13 protein-coding genes are annotated in these 17,811 nt (G+C 56.3%); 10 read left to right on the top strand and 3 right to left on the bottom strand.

Going from position 1 to position 17,811, the window contains the following annotated elements; all coding sequences use genetic code 11:
- Positions 1-1,267 precede the first annotated feature (1,267 nt).
- From ACKWMY_RS13455 to dppF, 6 genes are all read left to right on the top strand, one after another.
- The gene (locus ACKWMY_RS13455; protein WP_074030052.1) at positions 1,268-1,870 is read left to right on the top strand and encodes a response regulator transcription factor; all 603 of its coding nucleotides are present in this window, start codon (positions 1,268-1,270) and stop codon (positions 1,868-1,870) included.
- Between the two features lie 569 nt (positions 1,871-2,439).
- On the top strand, positions 2,440-4,047 hold the full coding sequence (gene dppA, locus ACKWMY_RS13450) for a dipeptide ABC transporter periplasmic-binding protein DppA (protein WP_024527785.1): 1,608 nt from the start codon (positions 2,440-2,442) through the stop codon (positions 4,045-4,047).
- A 162-nt stretch (positions 4,048-4,209) separates the two neighbouring features.
- Positions 4,210-5,229: a dipeptide ABC transporter permease DppB gene (gene dppB, locus ACKWMY_RS13445; protein ID WP_024527786.1), complete on the top strand. Its 1,020-nt coding sequence runs from the start codon at positions 4,210-4,212 to the stop codon at positions 5,227-5,229.
- Between the two features lie 11 nt (positions 5,230-5,240).
- The gene (gene dppC / locus ACKWMY_RS13440; protein ID WP_074030054.1) at positions 5,241-6,143 is read left to right on the top strand and encodes a dipeptide ABC transporter permease DppC; all 903 of its coding nucleotides are present in this window, start codon (positions 5,241-5,243) and stop codon (positions 6,141-6,143) included.
- 14 nt (positions 6,144-6,157) lie between these two features.
- Positions 6,158-7,138, top strand: coding sequence for a dipeptide ABC transporter ATP-binding protein (gene dppD, locus ACKWMY_RS13435; protein ID WP_409486425.1), 981 nt, complete (start codon positions 6,158-6,160; stop codon positions 7,136-7,138).
- On the top strand, positions 7,135-8,124 hold the full coding sequence (gene dppF, locus ACKWMY_RS13430) for a dipeptide ABC transporter ATP-binding subunit DppF (RefSeq protein ID WP_021181580.1): 990 nt from the start codon (positions 7,135-7,137) through the stop codon (positions 8,122-8,124). Before dppD ends, dppF begins: the two co-directional genes overlap by 4 nt.
- Positions 8,125-8,282: 158 nt before the next feature.
- Here the strand turns inward: dppF and bcsG are convergent, their stop codons facing one another.
- From bcsG to bcsE, 3 genes are read right to left on the bottom strand one after another with little or no spacing between them, the layout of a single operon-like run.
- Entirely contained in the window at positions 8,283-9,938 is a 1,656-nt protein-coding gene (gene bcsG, locus ACKWMY_RS13425) for a cellulose biosynthesis protein BcsG (RefSeq protein WP_409486424.1), read from the bottom strand.
- Positions 9,939-9,940: 2 nt separating this feature from the next.
- Positions 9,941-10,138, bottom strand: a complete 198-nt coding sequence (bcsF, locus tag ACKWMY_RS13420; RefSeq protein ID WP_199061551.1) for a cellulose biosynthesis protein BcsF — start codon at positions 10,136-10,138, stop codon at positions 9,941-9,943.
- Positions 10,135-11,700: a cellulose biosynthesis protein BcsE gene (gene bcsE, locus ACKWMY_RS13415; RefSeq protein WP_409486423.1), complete on the bottom strand. Its 1,566-nt coding sequence runs from the start codon at positions 11,698-11,700 to the stop codon at positions 10,135-10,137. Before bcsE ends, bcsF begins: the two co-directional genes overlap by 4 nt.
- Before the next feature lie 194 nt (positions 11,701-11,894).
- Here bcsE and bcsR point away from each other — a divergent pair, with 194 nt between their 5' ends.
- The 4 genes from bcsR (at position 11,895) to bcsB (ending at position 17,804) form a co-directional block, all read left to right on the top strand.
- A complete protein-coding gene (bcsR, locus tag ACKWMY_RS13410; RefSeq protein ID WP_024527790.1) occupies positions 11,895-12,089 on the top strand; it encodes a cellulose biosynthesis protein BcsR in 195 nt (64 codons plus the stop codon).
- A 3-nt stretch (positions 12,090-12,092) separates the two neighbouring features.
- Complete coding sequence (gene bcsQ / locus ACKWMY_RS13405) at positions 12,093-12,830, top strand: cellulose biosynthesis protein BcsQ (RefSeq protein ID WP_409486422.1); 738 nt, start codon at positions 12,093-12,095, stop codon at positions 12,828-12,830.
- Positions 12,827-15,430, top strand: coding sequence for a UDP-forming cellulose synthase catalytic subunit (gene bcsA, locus ACKWMY_RS13400; protein ID WP_024527792.1), 2,604 nt, complete (start codon positions 12,827-12,829; stop codon positions 15,428-15,430). Before bcsQ ends, bcsA begins: the two co-directional genes overlap by 4 nt.
- Positions 15,431-15,494: 64 nt before the next feature.
- On the top strand, positions 15,495-17,804 hold the full coding sequence (gene bcsB, locus ACKWMY_RS13395) for a cellulose biosynthesis cyclic di-GMP-binding regulatory protein BcsB (RefSeq protein WP_409486421.1): 2,310 nt from the start codon (positions 15,495-15,497) through the stop codon (positions 17,802-17,804).
- Positions 17,805-17,811 lie beyond the last annotated feature (7 nt).

Below are 17,811 nucleotides of genomic sequence, written 5' to 3'. Positions count from 1 at the left end.
TGGCGGCCCCCACTCGCTAGTACCTAACCCCACTGGTACATCAATGGGGTTCGAATACGACTGGTCAATCAATGGTGGCCCCGGGGGAAACACGGGAACCATAACGTGTCTGGGTACTACACGATGTCAAGTATCCTTCTTCCCCTACACAGGGCTCGGACCGGTCAGTGGTCAGAACGAAGCACTATGTGACAGTGGGGGTTATTGTGGGAGTGCGAACTATTGGCCTGACAAGATAACCGTGGATAACGGGACGACGTGGGCGCAGGCCTATGATTGGTACATCGCTCAACATGGCCGGTCTGGGCACATCCGTATATTGCACGTCTTTTCGACAACCACCACGTGGTACGACCGTATCGCGTGGGACAAGATTTGTATTACGTTTGGGGCGAAGAGCCACCTATGGACCCCTGTCGTTCCTGCACCCGGTGCGGTATGTCAAGGCGGGGGAAGTGAGCCCGAGCTTTCGTGTATCGTCAACCTTCCCCGAACGCTTGATCTCGGTTCCGTGAACACAGGGACTTCCTACGCTTCGGGTACCGCCTACGGTGATGTGCAATGCTCTCGAGCCGCCGACGTGACCGCCAGTCTTTTGAATCGTCCCAAGATCGATGGGAATGATGTGGCGATAGACATCAATGACCTATCTATGGGAAGTTCGGTCTTTGTTGTCGGCTCGGGGGTGAGTGTACCTCTAATGATCAAGGCGACGATAATCGGCACGCTGCGTAACGCCGGGAGCTACTCATCTGATGCGGTACTACAAATCTCATATCAGTAAATTTGGCCTAAACATCGATGTGAACAATGGTCGAGGGCGGTCACGGACGTAGGACTAACGGGAGGGACAAAATGTGCCCCGTGATTGCCACTGGCACGAAATGGGCAGTTTCAGAGTGATGACGATAAGACATGTGGGTCTTGTATCCATTAAAAATGGCAGGTGTAGGATTGTATTTTAAGGGTTTCTCTGCATGGCATGAAACTGAAAAAATCATGCTGTCCTCTGTCAATGTCGAAATTATAGATAACAATCAGTTTTTATGCGGAAATTTATGCGGCTAATATGTTTACGTTCAGCGGTTCACGTAGTATTGGATAAACTAATAATAACGCTGTTTTTGTCTCTGTCGCTTTATTCCTATTGCTGAGCTGGTTGAGGTTTTATCGCGCCTAGGCGTTATTATTACCGCTGCTTAAAGTATATGTATTAACCCGACGCCTGAAATAACCCTGTTTATGTCTCAAATTATAAGGAAATAAAATGAAGCCACGTATTGTTATCGCTATTCAGGATAGCAACCGTTATTTTGCACAGGGTATCCAGCATATTTTGCAGGACTATTTTCTGGCGAAAGGCTATACGTGGCGTTTTGTACCGGTGACGCCAGGGATAGCGATCGACCTGATGGTCTGTGCCAAACCCTTTGGCGGGGCGGCGAGGCTCAATGCTTGCAGGGAAAACCCGGGGGAGCGGCTAATCGGGACGATTTTTATCCGGGATACGGCGGCTGAGAATGTAAGAAACCAGCCCCAAGACGCGGTATTAAGCCGCCAGGCAAGGCCTGATGCCGTGTTGCGCTTGGTCGAGGAAATGTTTGAACAGGCAAGTCAGTCGTCTTTGATCGCCAATTCGAAAAGAGCATGTCGCAGTTTGCACCTGACCCCACGCGAGCGTGAGGTTCTGCAAGGGATCTCATGGGAATTAACCCCTGAGAAGATCGCCAACAAACTCTCACTTAGCGTCAAAACCGTCAGCACCCATAAACTCACGGCGATGCGCAAGCTGGGTTTCAGGCGCAACAGTGAATTGTATGACTGGCTACGCAATGGCGGCCTGGAATTTAACCCGCGGACTCTATTTTGACGATAACTCAAACCGGCAACAGTGGCGTCTGGAGGGGGAAAACCTGGTGGCAAACCCCCTACGCACCGCCCCCTCAACCCAGCTCCCCCTTTCGGGGAGTGTTCCAGCATTTCCTCCTGTCTTTTACCGGGATCACAAAGATAACCGCTCAGATATTCATCATTCAGCAATAATCTTTTTTGGTTTTTTATTGGAGGTTAATGCTGGATTGGTCATGAACATTGGTTCATGACGCCAAGATTTAACCCGTAGCACAATTTTTAATGCTGTAAATGTTGCTGAAAGGTTTTTTTTATGTTTGCTTGCTGTTTCTCACAGTCTAGGTAAATCCCTACTGGTTATATTGACGGCACCCCAAACAGTTGGCAATTTGGTACCCTCAGGGATAAGAGTGAGAGGTGTATGAGTGAAATTCACTCGCTCAAACGCCCTGCCGTGATGCGTTCCATCCGGCATTCTCGCGCTTTTTATTCCTCCTGCCTTCGGGCACTGACCGCACAGGCCGCGTAACAAAAAATATTAGGCTCTGGCGGTAATACACACACCACATCACATACGGAGCACTAGCGATGACAAGTTCCTTGGGTAAATCAGGGATTCTGAAATTCGGTATCGGCCTGATTGCGCTGACCGTTGCGGCCAGCGTGCAGGCAAAGACGCTGGTTTACTGTTCTGAGGGTTCTCCTGAAGGGTTCAACCCGCAGTTGTTCACCTCCGGCACCACCTATGATGCCAGCTCAGTGCCAATCTATAACCGTCTGGTTGAGTTCAAACTGGGCACCACCGAACTGGAACCCGGCCTGGCAGAGAAGTGGGACGTCAGCGAAGACGGTAAAACCTATACCTTCCACCTGCGCAAAGGCGTGAAGTGGCAGGACAGCAAAGATTTCAAACCTACCCGTGAACTGAATGCCGACGACGTGGTGTTCTCCTTCATGCGTCAGCTTGATCCAAACCACCCTTACCACAAGGTTTCTGGCGGCAGCTATGAATACTTCCAGGGTATGGGCATGCAGGATCTGATCAGCAAAGTCGAGAAAGTAGACGACAACACCGTTCGCTTTACGCTGACCCGTCCAGAAGCGCCATTCCTGGCTGACCTGGGCATGGACTTCGCTTCCATCCTGTCTGCTGAATATGCCGACAAGATGATGAAAGCCGGTACGCCAGAGAAAGTGGACCTGAACCCAGTGGGTACCGGGCCGTTCCAACTGCTGCAGTACCAGAAAGACTCCAAAATCCTCTACAAGGCCTTTGACGGTTTCTGGGGCACCAAGCCGAAGATCGATCGCCTGGTGTTCTCCATCACGCCAGATGCCTCTGTGCGTTACGCCAAGCTGCAGAAAAACGAGTGCCAGGTCATGCCGTACCCGAACCCGGCAGACATCGCTCGCATGAAGCAGGACAAAACCATCAACCTGATGGAACAGCCTGGCCTGAACGTCGGCTACCTGTCGTTCAACACCGAGAAGAAGCCGCTGGATAACGTGAAGGTGCGTCAGGCTCTGACCATGGCGGTGAACAAGCAGGCCATCGTGGATGCGGTGTATCAGGGGGCGGGTCAACCTGCCAAGAACCTGATCCCACCAACCATGTGGGGCTATAACGACGAGGTCAAAGACTACGCTTACGATCCGGTCAAGGCCAAAGAGCTGCTGAAAGAAGCAGGCATGCCAGATGGCTTCTCCATCGATCTGTGGGCGATGCCAGTACAACGTCCGTATAACCCGAACGCACGTCGTATGGCAGAGATGATCCAGTCCGACTGGGCGAAGATTGGCGTCAATGCCAAGATCGTCACCTACGAGTGGGGCGAATACCTCAAGCGTGCCAAAGACGGTGAGCATCAGACCGTGATGATGGGCTGGACCGGTGACAATGGGGATCCAGACAACTTCTTCGCCACGCTGTTCAGCTGTGCGGCCGCTAAAGATGGTTCCAACTATTCCCGTTGGTGCTACAAGCCGTTTGAGGATCTGATCCAACCGGCCCGTGCCGAAGCGGACCACGACAAACGCGTCGCACTCTACAAGCAGGCTCAGGTAGTCATGCACGATCAGGCTCCGGCGCTGATTGTTGCCCACTCCACCGTTTACGAGCCAGTGCGTAAAGAAGTGAAGGGCTATGTGGTCGACCCGCTTGGTAAACATCACTTTGAGAACGTTTCTCTGGACTAAGCCTACCAAGGCGGGTTGAAGGACTGGGATACTTAATCTGCAGGGGCGCAATACGTTGCGCCCCTGCATTCCCGTCCCCAGAAGAATGTCGTGAAGCGTGTGAGTTTTAATAAGCCTGGCGGACGATGAGCTGCCGGGCACTTTATACAGAGAGTTCGGGATATGTTGCAGTTCATACTCCGACGTTTGGGGTTAGTTATCCCAACGTTTATCGGCATAACGTTGCTGACTTTTGCATTCGTCCATATGATCCCCGGCGATCCGGTGACCATTATGGCCGGGGAACGCGGGATCTCCGCAGAGCGCCATGCACAACTCATGGCAGAGATGGGGCTGGATAAACCGCTCTATCAACAATACTTCCATTACGTCACCAACGTGCTGCATGGCGATTTGGGGACGTCCCTCAAAAGCCGCATCTCCGTGTGGGAAGAGTTTGTGCCGCGCTTTAAGGCCACCCTGGAACTGGGCCTGTGCGCGATGCTCTTCGCGGTGATTGTCGGTATCCCGGTGGGGGTGCTGGCGGCCGTCAGGCGAGGTTCGGTGTTTGATCATACCGCCGTGGGTATCTCCCTGACCGGTTATTCAATGCCGATCTTCTGGTGGGGCATGATGCTGATCATGCTGGTTTCGGTACAGCTCAACCTCACGCCCGTATCGGGGCGAATAAGCGATACGGTCTTCCTCGATGACAGCCTGCCGCTAACCGGCTTTATGCTGATCGACACCCTGATCTGGGGTGAGCCGGGTGATTTCATCGACGCCGTGATGCATATGATCCTGCCCGCCATCGTATTGGGCACCATCCCGCTGGCGGTTATCGTGCGTATGACCCGCTCCTCCATGCTGGAAGTGCTGGGTGAAGATTATATCCGTACCGCGCGCGCCAAGGGTGTGAGCCGTATGCGGGTGATCGTGGTGCATGCATTGCGTAACGCCTTGCTGCCGGTGGTGACGGTGATCGGCCTACAGGTCGGTACCCTGCTGGCCGGGGCGATCCTGACCGAAACCATCTTCTCCTGGCCGGGGCTGGGCCGCTGGCTGATGGATGCATTGCAACGCCGTGATTATCCGGTTGTTCAGGGCGGCGTATTGCTGGTCGCCTGTATGATTATTCTGGTTAACCTGCTGGTAGACGTGCTCTACGGCGTGGTCAACCCGCGTATTCGCCACAAGAAATAAGGGGCGCTCTGATGTCTCAAATTACCGAGTCTGTAGTGAAAGGTGCGCCGAAGCCAATGACCCCGTTCCAGGAGTTTTGGCACTATTTCAAGCGCAACAAAGGGGCCGTGGTTGGCCTGGCTTATATCGTTATCATGCTGGTGGTTGCCGTGGGGGCCGGGTTCCTGGCTCCACATGCGCCTGCCGAACAGTTCCGTGATGCCCTGCTTAGGCCCCCGGTCTGGGAGACTGGCGGAAGCTGGAAGTTTATTCTGGGTACCGACGATGTCGGCCGTGATGTGTTGTCGCGCCTGATGTACGGTGCCAGGCTCTCGCTGTTGGTAGGCTGCCTGGTGGTGGTGCTTTCGCTGGTGATGGGCGTGGTATTCGGCCTGTTGGCCGGTTATTTCGGCGGCGTAGTCGATGCCATCATCATGCGCGTGGTCGATATCATGCTGGCACTGCCAAGCCTGCTGTTGGCGTTGGTGCTGGTGGCGGTGTTTGGGCCCTCGATCGTTAACGCCTCGCTGGCGCTGACCTTCGTTGCTTTGCCGCACTATGTTCGCTTGACTCGTGCTGCGGTGCTGGTGGAGGTAAACCGCGATTACGTTACTGCTTCCCGCGTGGCGGGTGCTGGCGCGGCGCGTCAGATGTTCGTCAATATCTTGCCAAACTGCCTGGCACCGCTAATCGTGCAGGCTTCTCTCGGTTTCTCGAACGCCATTCTGGATATGGCCGCTCTCGGCTTCCTGGGTATGGGTGCGCAGCCGCCAACGCCGGAGTGGGGCACCATGCTCTCTGACGTACTGCAGTTCGCGCAAAGTGCCTGGTGGGTTGTGACCTTCCCAGGGGTGGCAATTCTGCTGACGGTTTTGGCCTTTAACCTGATGGGGGACGGCTTGCGTGATGCTCTCGACCCCAAACTCAAGCAGTAACAGAGGAAGAGAGAATGGCGTTATTAAATGTAGACAAGCTTTCGGTACACTTCGGTGACGAAGGTGCGCCGTTCCGCGCGGTAGACCGAATCAGCTACAGCGTAGAACAGGGGCAGGTGGTTGGCATCGTCGGCGAATCCGGCTCCGGTAAATCCGTCAGTTCGCTGGCGGTCATGGGGTTGATCGATTTCCCTGGCAAGGTGATGGCTGACAAGCTGGAGTTCAACGGCCAGGACCTGCGGAAAATCTCGGAGAAAGAGCGCCGCCAGCTGGTGGGCTCCGAAGTAGCGATGATCTTCCAGGATCCGATGACCAGCCTGAACCCGTGCTATACCGTCGGTTTCCAGATTATGGAAGCGCTGAAGGTGCATCAGGGCGGTAACCGCCGCACCCGTCGCCAACGCGCTATCGATCTGCTCAATCAGGTAGGCATTCCCGATCCGGCCTCGCGGCTAGACGTTTACCCTCATCAGCTTTCCGGCGGGATGAGCCAGCGTGTGATGATCGCCATGGCGATCGCCTGCCGGCCCAAGCTGCTGATTGCGGATGAACCGACGACCGCGCTCGACGTGACCATCCAGGCCCAGATCATTGAGCTGCTGCTCGAGCTGCAACAGCGCGAAAATATGGCGCTGCTGCTGATCACCCACGATCTGGCGCTGGTGGCGGAAGCGGCACACCACATCATCGTGATGTATGCCGGGCAGGTAGTGGAATCCGGTAAGGCGGTAGAAATTTTCCGTTCGCCGCGCCACCCGTACACCCAGGCGCTGCTGCGCGCATTGCCAGAGTTTGCTACCGACAAGGCGCGTTTAGCTTCGTTGCCTGGCGTGGTACCGGGCAAGTACGATCGGCCACAAGGCTGCTTGCTGAACCCGCGTTGCCCGTATGCAACCCAACACTGTCGCGAAGAAGAGCCGGAACTGCGCAACATTCCCGGCCGTCAGGTTAAATGTCACACACCGCTGGATGATGCGGGGAGGCCGACCGTATGAGCCAGAACCACCCTTTATTGCAGGCCATTGACCTGAAAAAACACTACCCGGTCAAGAAGGGGCTGTTTGCCCCGGAACGGCTGGTAAAAGCGCTGGACGGGGTTTCCTTTACCCTTGAACGCGGTAAAACCCTGGCGGTGGTTGGGGAGTCTGGCTGTGGCAAGTCCACGCTGGGCCGCCTGCTGACCATGATCGAAATCCCTACCGGTGGTGAGCTGTACTATCAGGGGCAAGATCTGCTTAAGCCGGATGTGACGGCAGAGAAGCTGCGCCGCCAGAAGATCCAGATCGTGTTCCAGAATCCTTACGGATCGCTTAACCCCCGTAAGAAGGTGGGGCAGATCCTTGAGGAGCCGTTGCTGATCAACACCTCGTTGAGCAGCGCAGAACGGCGTGAGAAAGCGCTGGAGATGATGGCGAAGGTCGGCCTGAAAACCGAACATTATGACCGTTACCCGCATATGTTCTCCGGCGGCCAGCGGCAGCGTATCGCCATTGCGCGTGGGCTGATGCTCAACCCGGACGTGGTGATTGCCGATGAGCCTGTCTCTGCGCTGGACGTGTCCGTGCGTGCGCAGGTGCTGAACCTGATGATGGACCTGCAACAGGATCTGGGGCTGTCTTACGTGTTCATCTCCCACGATCTGTCGGTGGTGGAGCACATCGCTGATGAAGTGATGGTGATGTACCTCGGCCGCTGCGTGGAGAAGGGCAGTAAAGACGCCATCTTCAATAACCCGCGCCATCCGTACACTCAGGCACTGCTTTCTGCTACGCCGCGCCTGAATCCGGATATGCGCCGGGAGCGCATCAAGTTGACCGGTGAACTGCCAAGCCCGATGAACCCACCGCCGGGCTGTGCATTCAACGCCCGCTGCCGCCGTGCCTTTGGCACCTGCACCCAGCTGCAACCGCAGCTCAAGCAGTATGGCGATCAGATGGTGGCCTGCTTTGCCGTTGACCAGGATGAAGCCGCAGGGTCTTGATATTTCCTCACCGGGCTCGCAACGTAGAGACTCTGCATGCGAGCCCGGTTACATCCGCGACATTGCCACTCTATCTTCAATCAGACGCCGGTAGCGATACCGGCATTTTTTATGAGTGCGATGCAGAAACTTACTAGCCGCCAAACGCCCCTCACCGCTTACTGGGGATAAGGCACCCAATCCCCGCCATTAAGGCGAATATACGCCTTGCCCTGATACTGCATCACGATGGCATTGTCATTCTCAGAGATCACCGCCGTTTGCGGCAGGTTCTGCGTCAGCACTTGCCAGTCGACGCTTGGCGCAGTAAACACCTTGCCGTCCACCAACCGCGAGACCAACTCGGACAGCGCCAGGTAGCTGCTCGGCGTTTTAATCTCCACCGGGTTGCCCTGATGCGGGGCCTGCATACCAACCAGTTTGATACCAACCGGCGTATGGGTAATGTTCAGGCTTGGGATATCACGCAGGCCGGACATCTGCATTTTGTCGCCCGTCAGCGCTGCACCGTGCTCCGGCACGATCACCACCATCACCTTGCGCCCGGATTTCTGTAGCTCATCAAGGAAAGTGTTCAACTGATCGAAGAGTTGCTGCGCTCGGGGCTGGTAATCGGCGGTCTGTTTACCCCCAATAAAGCGGTTACCATCATGCAATGGGATCAGGTTGAAGAAGGTGGCGGTGCGAGCATCGCCCCCCTTTTTCTGCTGATCGAGCCAGCGGTTGAGCAGTTGCAGATCGTTATAGATCGGTTCGCCGTCGAACGACGCCAACTCATTGCCGATCCCGGCTTGTGACATCAGCGGAGCCTGCATATCACCTTGCTCACGCAATTCTTTCAGGAAGTTACCGAACACGCCGGAGTGATCCAGCATCAGCTGTTGTTTAAAGCCCAGCTTGGCCAGGTTATCAAACAGGTAGCACTGCTGATTGGCGGGCTGATACAAATCGTGATGCGAAGGCTGGCCGCAGCTGGCGCGTAACAGGCGGATAGCGGCTGGGCCGCTGTACGCGGTGGCCGAGTTGAAGTTGGTGAACATAATATCCATCTTGGCCCATAGCGGATGGTTGCGCAGGTTGACGGCGTCCAGATCGGCCCAGGCCAGCGAACAGATGTTGATGATCAGCACGTCAAACGGCTGGGCATCGGCAGGCAAGGCGGCCGGGAAGGTGGTCGCTCGGGCTTTTTCCTGCTGGTAGAACTGCTCCAGGTAGGCCGTAAGGTTGGCATTGGTCGGTGGGCCGTTGGCCGCAGGCAGATTGCCACCTGGCGCCGTCGCCGTGGCCGGTGTCGACGGGGTATTCGTCACCGTTGCGGTGTTGGTGGCAGGCAGCAAGGACACCGCCGGACCTGCAATATTGACCACGTTCAACCATACCAATGCCGCCACGGTAAACACCGTGATGCGTATCCATTGGGCCAGGAACAGGTAGGCAATCAGCAGTACGAAGGCGGCGCCAATCATCTGCCAGTTGATAAAGCGGTTGGCCAGCTCCAGCAGGTAATCCACGCTGAAACCGGTGAGCTGCGAGCCTTGGCTAAGGATGCTGTTAATCCCCGGCAGCCAGGTGTCGTGGTAGAACAAACCGATACCGATAGGAATGGCGATCAGGTGACGCCAGCGGTGCAAACGTGGCGACGGGATCGGCATCAGTAAAAAGGCCATAAACACCAGGTTGGGCAGCGTATGGAAGTTCAGATAGCCGAACCACAACAGGCCGAACTTGGCCAGGAAATAGAAGTTCCAGCCGCCAAGGCCGCGCCAGTATCGCCATAAGGTATTGTCAGGTTGCGTTATTTTATCGTCACTCATGGTTATTTTTTACGCTTGATTTGAGAGGTGGAACCTGTGCGCACCCATAGCCCTGCCGACTTTAAATAGCGCGGTGATAACAACAAATTCTGCCAAGATCGGCGCCAGTTGGGGAAACGGCGATGCAGCAGGTATCCCATAGGGATAAACACTATTGCGCACAGGATCACCAGTTGCACGATATCGTCAAGTGCGTTCATGGCTGTTCCCCCTGCCCGAGGCTCATCAGGGTGAAGGGAATGGGTTCCCGGCGTTCGGTCTGGTGTTCCGTTTCTACGGCGTGGGTTGTTGTGGCAGCGGCCGATTGCAGCTTGCTGGCGGGGAGCGAAAACTCGATATGCTGCCGCAACAGCCTGATTTTATCGGTAATATCCACATCCAGATGCCACACTACCCGATTACTGAACGCCTCGCTCACTGGCAGGCGGAAGACGAATTTCAGTGCGGTATCCAGATCGTTAATCCGGCAGGTGGAAAGGAACAGGAACAGCCGATTCTGCGCCACGGTCATGATGTCGCCAAAACGCCGCAAATGGCACAGCGTCATCGACTGGCGAGCGCTCAACCCTGGTGCTGGGCGTAGGGCGACCATCACCCCTTTTCCATCTTCCGGCAACAGGGTATTTTCCATCAGTGATGTCACCGCCCGGTTGAATTCTTCTAGCGGCAGGTAGCCTTTCAGTTTCATTGGGCGCAGCCCGGCGAGCAGCTTGTCAATATCCGCCGGAATATGGCGCGACAGGCGTTGCCCCTGAATACCTTCCAACATGGTCAAAAAACTGGAAAGCGGTGCCACGTGGGGCACGATCAGATTGGCACCGCAGGCCAGCAGCAGGCGTTCGTCGCTGTAGCGCAGGCTGGCGCTCATCTCGCGCACGACAATCTTCAGCCCGTCGCCCCTGCTGCGGCGCAGGCTATGGATCTCATGGGCCAACTCGTCAATTTCGTCACTTTGATACAGGGCGAAGATCAGCGTGGCGGCGATGGTCAACATGCCACGCTGCATCAACTTGGTATTGCTCTCAAACAGTTGCCAACTGGCCGATAGCGGTGGGGCGCCCTCGAGAATGCGTTGTTCCGCCAGGCACAGGCTCTCGTCATTGCGTTCCGGGGTAGGGGAGGGCTGGTTGCTGTCGTCCGCACCTTCCCAGCCTTCCGGGCCTTCGGTCAGAGTGAACAGCTGGTTGGCATTGATGCCGTTTGCCGTGCTCCACCAGTGCACCAGATACTGGGCACTGCCTTGCAGCCCCTGCAGGCTGGCCAGGCCGTTGAGAATGCGGTGTTCGGCGGCTAGCTGGCCTTTGAGTTTACTCACGCCGCTACCGTGGCTGAGTATCACCAGTGTGCACTGCTGCTGGTGTAACCATTGGCCGAGTTGAGCGGCCCATTTGCGCAATTCATCGTTGGTAAAGGTTTGCCACAGGCTGGCGTGGGCCAACAGGATCAGTAAGCGGTTGCTGGGTTTTAGCTCACGCATCAGATCGTCGGCCAAATGCAACAGCGCCGCTTTTTTTTCTGGCAGGCTATATAAAGGGAGTTTTTTTATCGCAGAGGAAAGAGGCGTTGCCAATAAGGTGTCCGCCTGATTGCCGCTACAAATCAGTGCCAACGGGCTATTTTCTTCCTGGGCGGCGATGATCTGCCGGCAAAACAGGTTGGCATCGCTCTGGCGATCGATATTCACCCAGTAAAAGCCTGGGGATTGCATAGCCGACAATTCTTGCCAAATCCGTCGGATACCTAATGAAAAAGAGTGCGCCATAGATTTATTCTACTTTCGTTGAAAGTGGCGTAGACCAAACCCGAGCTGGTCACATTAAAAGCGTAATGTCTGAGTTAGCATAGCAAATCTAGCCATAATAGGGATATTATCCGTTAAGATTCATCTTATTGGCCCAATTTTTTCCGAACGTTGCTATAGTCATTTAACATTAGCCTATTTTATGAGGCGGCAAGATGAATAATGATGCGTTAAGAAGGCTTCGGGAGAAAGCACCAGTAGAACTTCAGGACGATTTGCAGGCCTTGAGCCGTGCTTTTTCGTTGCCCAAGTTAAACTACATCGATATTTCACGCCAGGAACGGCTAGCACAAATGATGGTCCGCTGGCCGCTGCTGGCGGAGCTGGCCAACAAGACGGGGAGTGCTTGATCCATGCCGGTCATTGCACTGCAAGGGATTCGGGGCGGTATTGGCACCACGTCAATCACTGCGGCGTTAGCCTGGGCGTTACAGCAACTGGGCGAGTCGGTACTGGCGATTGACCTGTCACCGGACAACCTGCTGCGATTACACTTTAATATGCCCTTCGAACTGAACCGGGGCTGGGCTCGTGCAGAGCTGGATGGCAGCGGTTGGCAGCAAGGGGCAATGCGTTACGGCAAAAAACTCGATTTTCTGCCGTTTGGCCGCTTAAGCGCAGCCGAACGGGTAAAAGTACTGCAGCAACAGAGTGATACCCCACAACGTTGGCATGATTTTCTGACTCAGCTGCGTGCTTCAGGGCTGTATCGCTGGATCCTGCTGGATATTCCGGCGGGTGACGGTCCCCAGATTGAACAGCAGTTGGCACTGGCCAACCAGGTTTTCCTGTTGCTCGGCCCCGATGCCAACTGCCATGCGCGCCTGCATCAGCAACCTTTGCCTACGGGGTGCCACCTGCTGATTAATCACTACTCCTCGGCCAGCCCGTTGCAGCAAGATCTGCATCAGCTGTGGTTACAAACGCTGGCAGGTCTGTTGCCACTGGTGATCCATCGAGATGAAGCGCTGGCGGAAGCGATGGCGGTCAAGCAGCCGCTCGGAGAGTATCGACCGGAAAGCCTGGCGGCCGACGAAGTGCTGACGCTGGCCAACTGGTGTCTGCTCAACCTGCAGGACGCCGAGGTATGAGCAGGGTATTGAGCCTGCTGCTGGTGCCTCCCGTTCACCGGGCGGTGCAACAACGCTATCGTGCTTATCGCCACGCGGGGGCCCCGGCATTTACCGCTGGCCTCACGACCCTGATAGTGGCCATCGGCTGGCTGTTGCTGCGGTTTGAGTCCCCTGGCTGGCAAAAGGTGCAGGCAGGCCAAAGCTATTGGTTCCCCCATATTTCCACCCATCGTCCACGCCCGGCAGATGCGCTGCGTTATTTGTTGCAGGGGTTTTGGCTGCTGGTGACCCACAGTGTCCCGGCCCCGATGGGGCGCTCCTACTTTGCCGGTTGGCACCGTTTGCAACTGCGTTACGCCAACTGGTTGCAAAGCTTGCCGCAGCGCTTGCAGGGGGCTGGTATGGAGGAGCGTACGGTAGAGCGCCTTAACCGGATGAATCACCGGGTGCGCCGGGTGCTGTTTATCATTGCTGGCCTATTGGCCGGGTTGCTGGCTCTGCTGTGTATTTCCCAGCCCTTTGAACTGCCCGCCCAGTTTATTTTTGTGCTGCTGCTGTGGTGTATCGCCATGGTGGTGCGGCGTATTCCTGGCCGGTTACCCGGCCTGATGCTGATTGTGCTGTCGCTGACCGTTTCCTGCCGTTATTTATGGTGGCGCTATACCTCAACGCTGAACTGGGACGATCCGCTCAGCCTGACCTGCGGCCTGCTGTTGCTGGCGGCGGAAACCTATGCCTGGGTAGTGCTGGTGCTGGGCTACTTCCAAACCGTGTGGCCGTTGAATCGCCAGCCGGTGCCGATGCCTGCCGACAGCAACACCTGGCCGACCGTCGATCTGCTGGTGCCGACCTACAACGAAGATCTGGGCGTGGTGAAGCCCACCGTCTATGCGGCCCTGGGGATTGACTGGCCGAAAGATAAAATCAACATCTATATTCTCGACGACGGTAACCGGCCAGAGTTCAAAGCCTTTGCCGCAGAGGTCGGGGTGAAATACATCGCCCGGCCGACCCATGAACACGCCAAAGCGGGCAATATCAACAATGCGCTCAAGTATGCTAGCGGTGATTTTGTTGCCATTTTCGACTGCGATCACGTCCCCACGCGTTCTTTCCTGCAACTGACCATGGGCTGGTTCTTTAAAGACAAGAAGCTGGCGATGTTGCAAACGCCGCACCATTTCTTCTCGCCCGATCCGTTTGAGCGCAACCTGGGGCGTTTTCGCCAGACGCCAAATGAAGGTACCCTGTTCTACGGGCTGGTACAGGACGGTAATGATATGTGGGATGCCACCTTCTTCTGCGGCTCCTGCGCCATCTTGCGCCGTACGGCATTAGATGAAATCGGCGGTATCGCGGTGGAAACGGTGACTGAAGATGCCCATACTTCGCTGCGTCTGCACCGCCTTGGCCACACCTCGGCCTATATCCGCATTCCGCAGGCCGCCGGGCTGGCAACGGAAAGCCTGTCTGCCCATATCGGCCAGCGTATTCGTTGGGCGCGCGGCATGGTGCAGATCTTCCGGTTGGATAACCCGTTACTGGGCAAAGGGCTGAAGTTTGCCCAGCGCCTGTGCTATGCCAACGCCATGCTGCACTTCCTGTCCGGTATTCCGCGCCTGATCTTCCTGACCGCGCCGCTGGCATTTTTGTTGATGCATGCTTACATCATCTTCGCGCCAGCCTTGGCGATTGCGCTGTATGTGCTGCCCCACATGATCCACGCCAGCCTGACCAACTCACGTATTCAAGGCAAATACCGCCACTCCTTCTGGAGTGAAATCTACGAAACCGTGCTGGCCTGGTATATCGCCCGGCCAACGACCGTGGCCTTGTTCAATCCGCATAAAGGCAAGTTCAACGTCACCGCCAAAGGCGGGCTGGTTACGCAAGAGCACGTCGATTGGGTGATCACCCGGCCTTACCTGCTGTTGGTGACACTCAATCTGGCAGGCCTGGGTTTTGGCGTGTGGCGCTTTTTCTACGGCCCGCCAGACGAGATGATGACGGTGGTTATCAGCCTGATTTGGGTGATCTATAACATGACCATCCTCGGTGGAGCGGTGGCCGTGGCGGTGGAGGCCAGGCAGGTACGGCAGTCGCATCGCGTGGAGATCGCCATGCCTGCGGCGGTAGCCCGGGCCGACGGACATCTGTTCCCCTGTACGTTGCGTGATTACTCCGACGGTGGTGTAGGTATCGAAATGCGCGTGCCGGATCAGTTGCAAGAGCATGACCAGATTGCGCTGCTGCTTAAACGTGGCCAGCAGGAGTTCAGCTTCCCTTGCGTGGTGACGCGCTCCCATGGCCGCTCGGTGGGGGTCCGCTTGGTCGAACTCTCGACACGCCAACATATCGAATTTATTCAATGCACTTTTGCCCGGGCCGATACCTGGGCACTGTGGCAAGACGCATTCCCGGAAGACCGGCCGGTGGACAGCCTGCGGGACGTACTGATGCTAGGTTTTCACGGCTACCGGCGCATGGCGGACTATGCGCCGCCAACGATGCGCAAGATCCTGGTCGGCCTGACCTCGCTGGCCACCTGGATCCTGTCATTTATTCCGCATGGCGTAGGCAGAGACCGTGCTCCTACGGCCCCAGAGACTGTGGCATAGGCTGTGTATCGTAACTGCCCGTTCGCAAGCCCGGCGAACCGGCCCCAACATTGATGATGATACGATGACGAGAAAAATAAACTGGTTTACCGCGCTGGCCTTAGGCATTAGTAGCTTATCTCAGGCGGAAACGGCCCCCACACCAGCGGCCGGCGTGACTCCGCCTGCGAGCACTGTGGCAGAAGCTCCGGCCGCCGTACCTATGGGAATGGTAGCGCCGCAAGCACCCGATGCACCGGTGCGCGATGTAAAACTGCCGTTTACCGAGGTGGCACCGCCGCCCGGCACCTTTATCTTGCGTGGCACCCGCCCAGAAGGCCAGATTGAGTTTGGCGTGCGCAGTGACGAAGTGGTTTCGCAGGCGATGCTGGACCTGGAGTTTACCCCATCACCGTCGCTGATCCCGGTGGAGTCGCACGTCAAGATCTACCTCAACGATGAGCTGATGGGTGTCATCACCATCGCCAAAGAGCAGTTGGGTAAGCCCAATCGTGTCCAGTTGCCGATCGATCCACGCTATATCACCGATTTTAACCGCATTCGCCTGGTGTTTGTCGGCCACTATCAGAACATTTGTGAGAACCCGGCCAACAGCACGCTGTGGCTGGACGTCAGCAAATCCAGTTCGCTGAGCCTGCGTTACCAGACGCTGCCGGTGAAAAATGAGCTTTCCCACTTCCCGGAACCCTTCTTTGACAGTCGAGACGATCGGCCATTAACGCTGCCGATAGTGTTTGCCGGTCAGCCCGATCTTGAACAACAGCGTGCGGCGGGGATCTTGGCCTCGTGGTTCGGCACCCAGGCGCAGTGGCGCGGTCAGTCCTTCCCGACGCTGTTTAACCGCTTGCCAAGCCAGCACGCCATCGTGTTTGCCACCAATAAACAGCGCCCGGATTTCCTGAAGGATTATCCGGCGGTCAACGGGCCGACGGTGGAAATGATCAGCCACCCGGATAACCCCTATGTGAAGCTGTTGTTAGTACAGGGCCGTGATGATAAGGACCTGATCACGGCGGTGAAGGGCATCGCGCAGGGTAATATCCTGTTCCGTGGCCAGACTCTGAGTGTGGATAAGGTTGAGCAGTTGGCCGTTCGCCAGCCGTACGATGCGCCAAACTGGGTGCGTACCGATCGGGCAATGAAGTTCAGTGAATTGCAGCAATATGCCGAGCAGTTACAGACTAACGGCGTCGAACCTGGGCCGATCTCACTGTCGATGAACCTGCCGCCGGATCTGTTCCTGATCCACAGCACCGGCATCGATATGCAGCTGAAATACCGCTATACCTCGCCGCGTATTGAGGATGGTTCACGCTTGAGCATCAGCCTGAACAATCAGTTTGTGCAGTCCTATGCCCTGGTGCCGGAAAATGAGAAGGGCGCTCAGCTGTTGCGTTTGCCGCTGGCTCAGGGGTTGCTCGATTCCGACAAGGCGGTCAATATTCCGGCGCTGAAGTTGGGGGCGACCAACCAGCTGCGCTTTGACTTCGATTACACCACGCTGTTGGCCAGCGGTGCCGAAGGGCGTTGCGAAACCTATTCCTTGGTGCCGAACCATGCGGTGATCGACGGCAACTCCACCATCGATTTCTCCGGCTATCGTCACTTTATCACCATGCCCGACCTACGTTCCTTTGCCAACGCCGGTTTCCCTTTCAGCCGTCTGGCGGATCTGTCGCAAACGCTGGTGCTGGTGAACAAACAGCCGCAACCCGCCCAGGTGAGCGCCTTGCTCAACGCCATGGGTAACATGGGGGCGCAAACCGGCTATCCGGCGCTGGCTTTCTCGTTGTCCGATGACTGGTCACAGGCCAAGGATAAGGACGTCGATATCCTGCTGATCGGCACCATTCCGCCGGAGCTGCGTGATGACAAGAAAATCAACCTGCTGGTAGAGGCGACGTTGAGCTGGGTGAAAATGCCGATGCGCCAACTGCCGCTGCCGAGTATGGAGGTGCAGCAGGATGACGCTAAGCCAGACAGCAAAACTACCATCAGCTCGGAAGGGGCGATGGCGGCGGTGGTTGGCATGCAGTCCCCGTTCTACGATCAGCGCAGCATTGTAGCCCTGCTGGCAGACAGCCCGAGGGGTTATGAATTGTTGAATAATGCGCAGCTAGACAGCGGCAAGCGTGCGGCGATGTTTGGTTCGGTGGCCGTGATCCGTGAGTCCGGCGTCGATAGCCTGCGCGTGGGGGATGTTTACTACGTTGGTCATCTGCCGTGGTGGGAACGTATCTGGTATGCGTTGTCGACACATCCGCTGCTGCTGGGTGCGATAGCCGCGCTGGTGGTGGTGATGGTGGCCTTGTTGCTGCGGCGTGGTCTGAAGGCCTTTAGCCGTCGTCGTCTGTCACCGGAAGATCGGGATTAATTGCCAT

It is taken from the genome of Serratia sp. J2 (assembly GCF_046269175.1).
In the GTDB taxonomy this organism is placed as follows: Bacteria; Pseudomonadota; Gammaproteobacteria; order Enterobacterales; family Enterobacteriaceae; genus Chania; species Chania fonticola_C.
The sequence above is the reverse complement of the archived record's forward strand: the minus strand, read 5'-3'. Positions and strand labels throughout refer to the sequence as shown.

Coding starts and splice junctions, on each gene's coding strand:
- bcsQ (WP_409486422.1), top strand. CDS start 12,093: ATGCCGGTCATTGCACTGCAAGGGATTCGGGGCGGTATTGGCACCACG.
- bcsA (WP_024527792.1), top strand. CDS start 12,827: ATGAGCAGGGTATTGAGCCTGCTGCTGGTGCCTCCCGTTCACCGGGCG.
- bcsE (WP_409486423.1), bottom strand. CDS start 11,700: ATGGCGCACTCTTTTTCATTAGGTATCCGACGGATTTGGCAAGAATTG.
- bcsG (WP_409486424.1), bottom strand. CDS start 9,938: ATGAGTGACGATAAAATAACGCAACCTGACAATACCTTATGGCGATAC.
- dppF (WP_021181580.1), top strand. CDS start 7,135: ATGAGCCAGAACCACCCTTTATTGCAGGCCATTGACCTGAAAAAACAC.
- dppC (WP_074030054.1), top strand. CDS start 5,241: ATGTCTCAAATTACCGAGTCTGTAGTGAAAGGTGCGCCGAAGCCAATG.
- ACKWMY_RS13455 (WP_074030052.1), top strand. CDS start 1,268: ATGAAGCCACGTATTGTTATCGCTATTCAGGATAGCAACCGTTATTTT.
- bcsR (WP_024527790.1), top strand. CDS start 11,895: ATGAATAATGATGCGTTAAGAAGGCTTCGGGAGAAAGCACCAGTAGAA.
- dppA (WP_024527785.1), top strand. CDS start 2,440: ATGACAAGTTCCTTGGGTAAATCAGGGATTCTGAAATTCGGTATCGGC.
- dppB (WP_024527786.1), top strand. CDS start 4,210: ATGTTGCAGTTCATACTCCGACGTTTGGGGTTAGTTATCCCAACGTTT.
- dppD (WP_409486425.1), top strand. CDS start 6,158: ATGGCGTTATTAAATGTAGACAAGCTTTCGGTACACTTCGGTGACGAA.
- bcsF (WP_199061551.1), bottom strand. CDS start 10,138: ATGAACGCACTTGACGATATCGTGCAACTGGTGATCCTGTGCGCAATA.
- bcsB (WP_409486421.1), top strand. CDS start 15,495: ATGACGAGAAAAATAAACTGGTTTACCGCGCTGGCCTTAGGCATTAGT.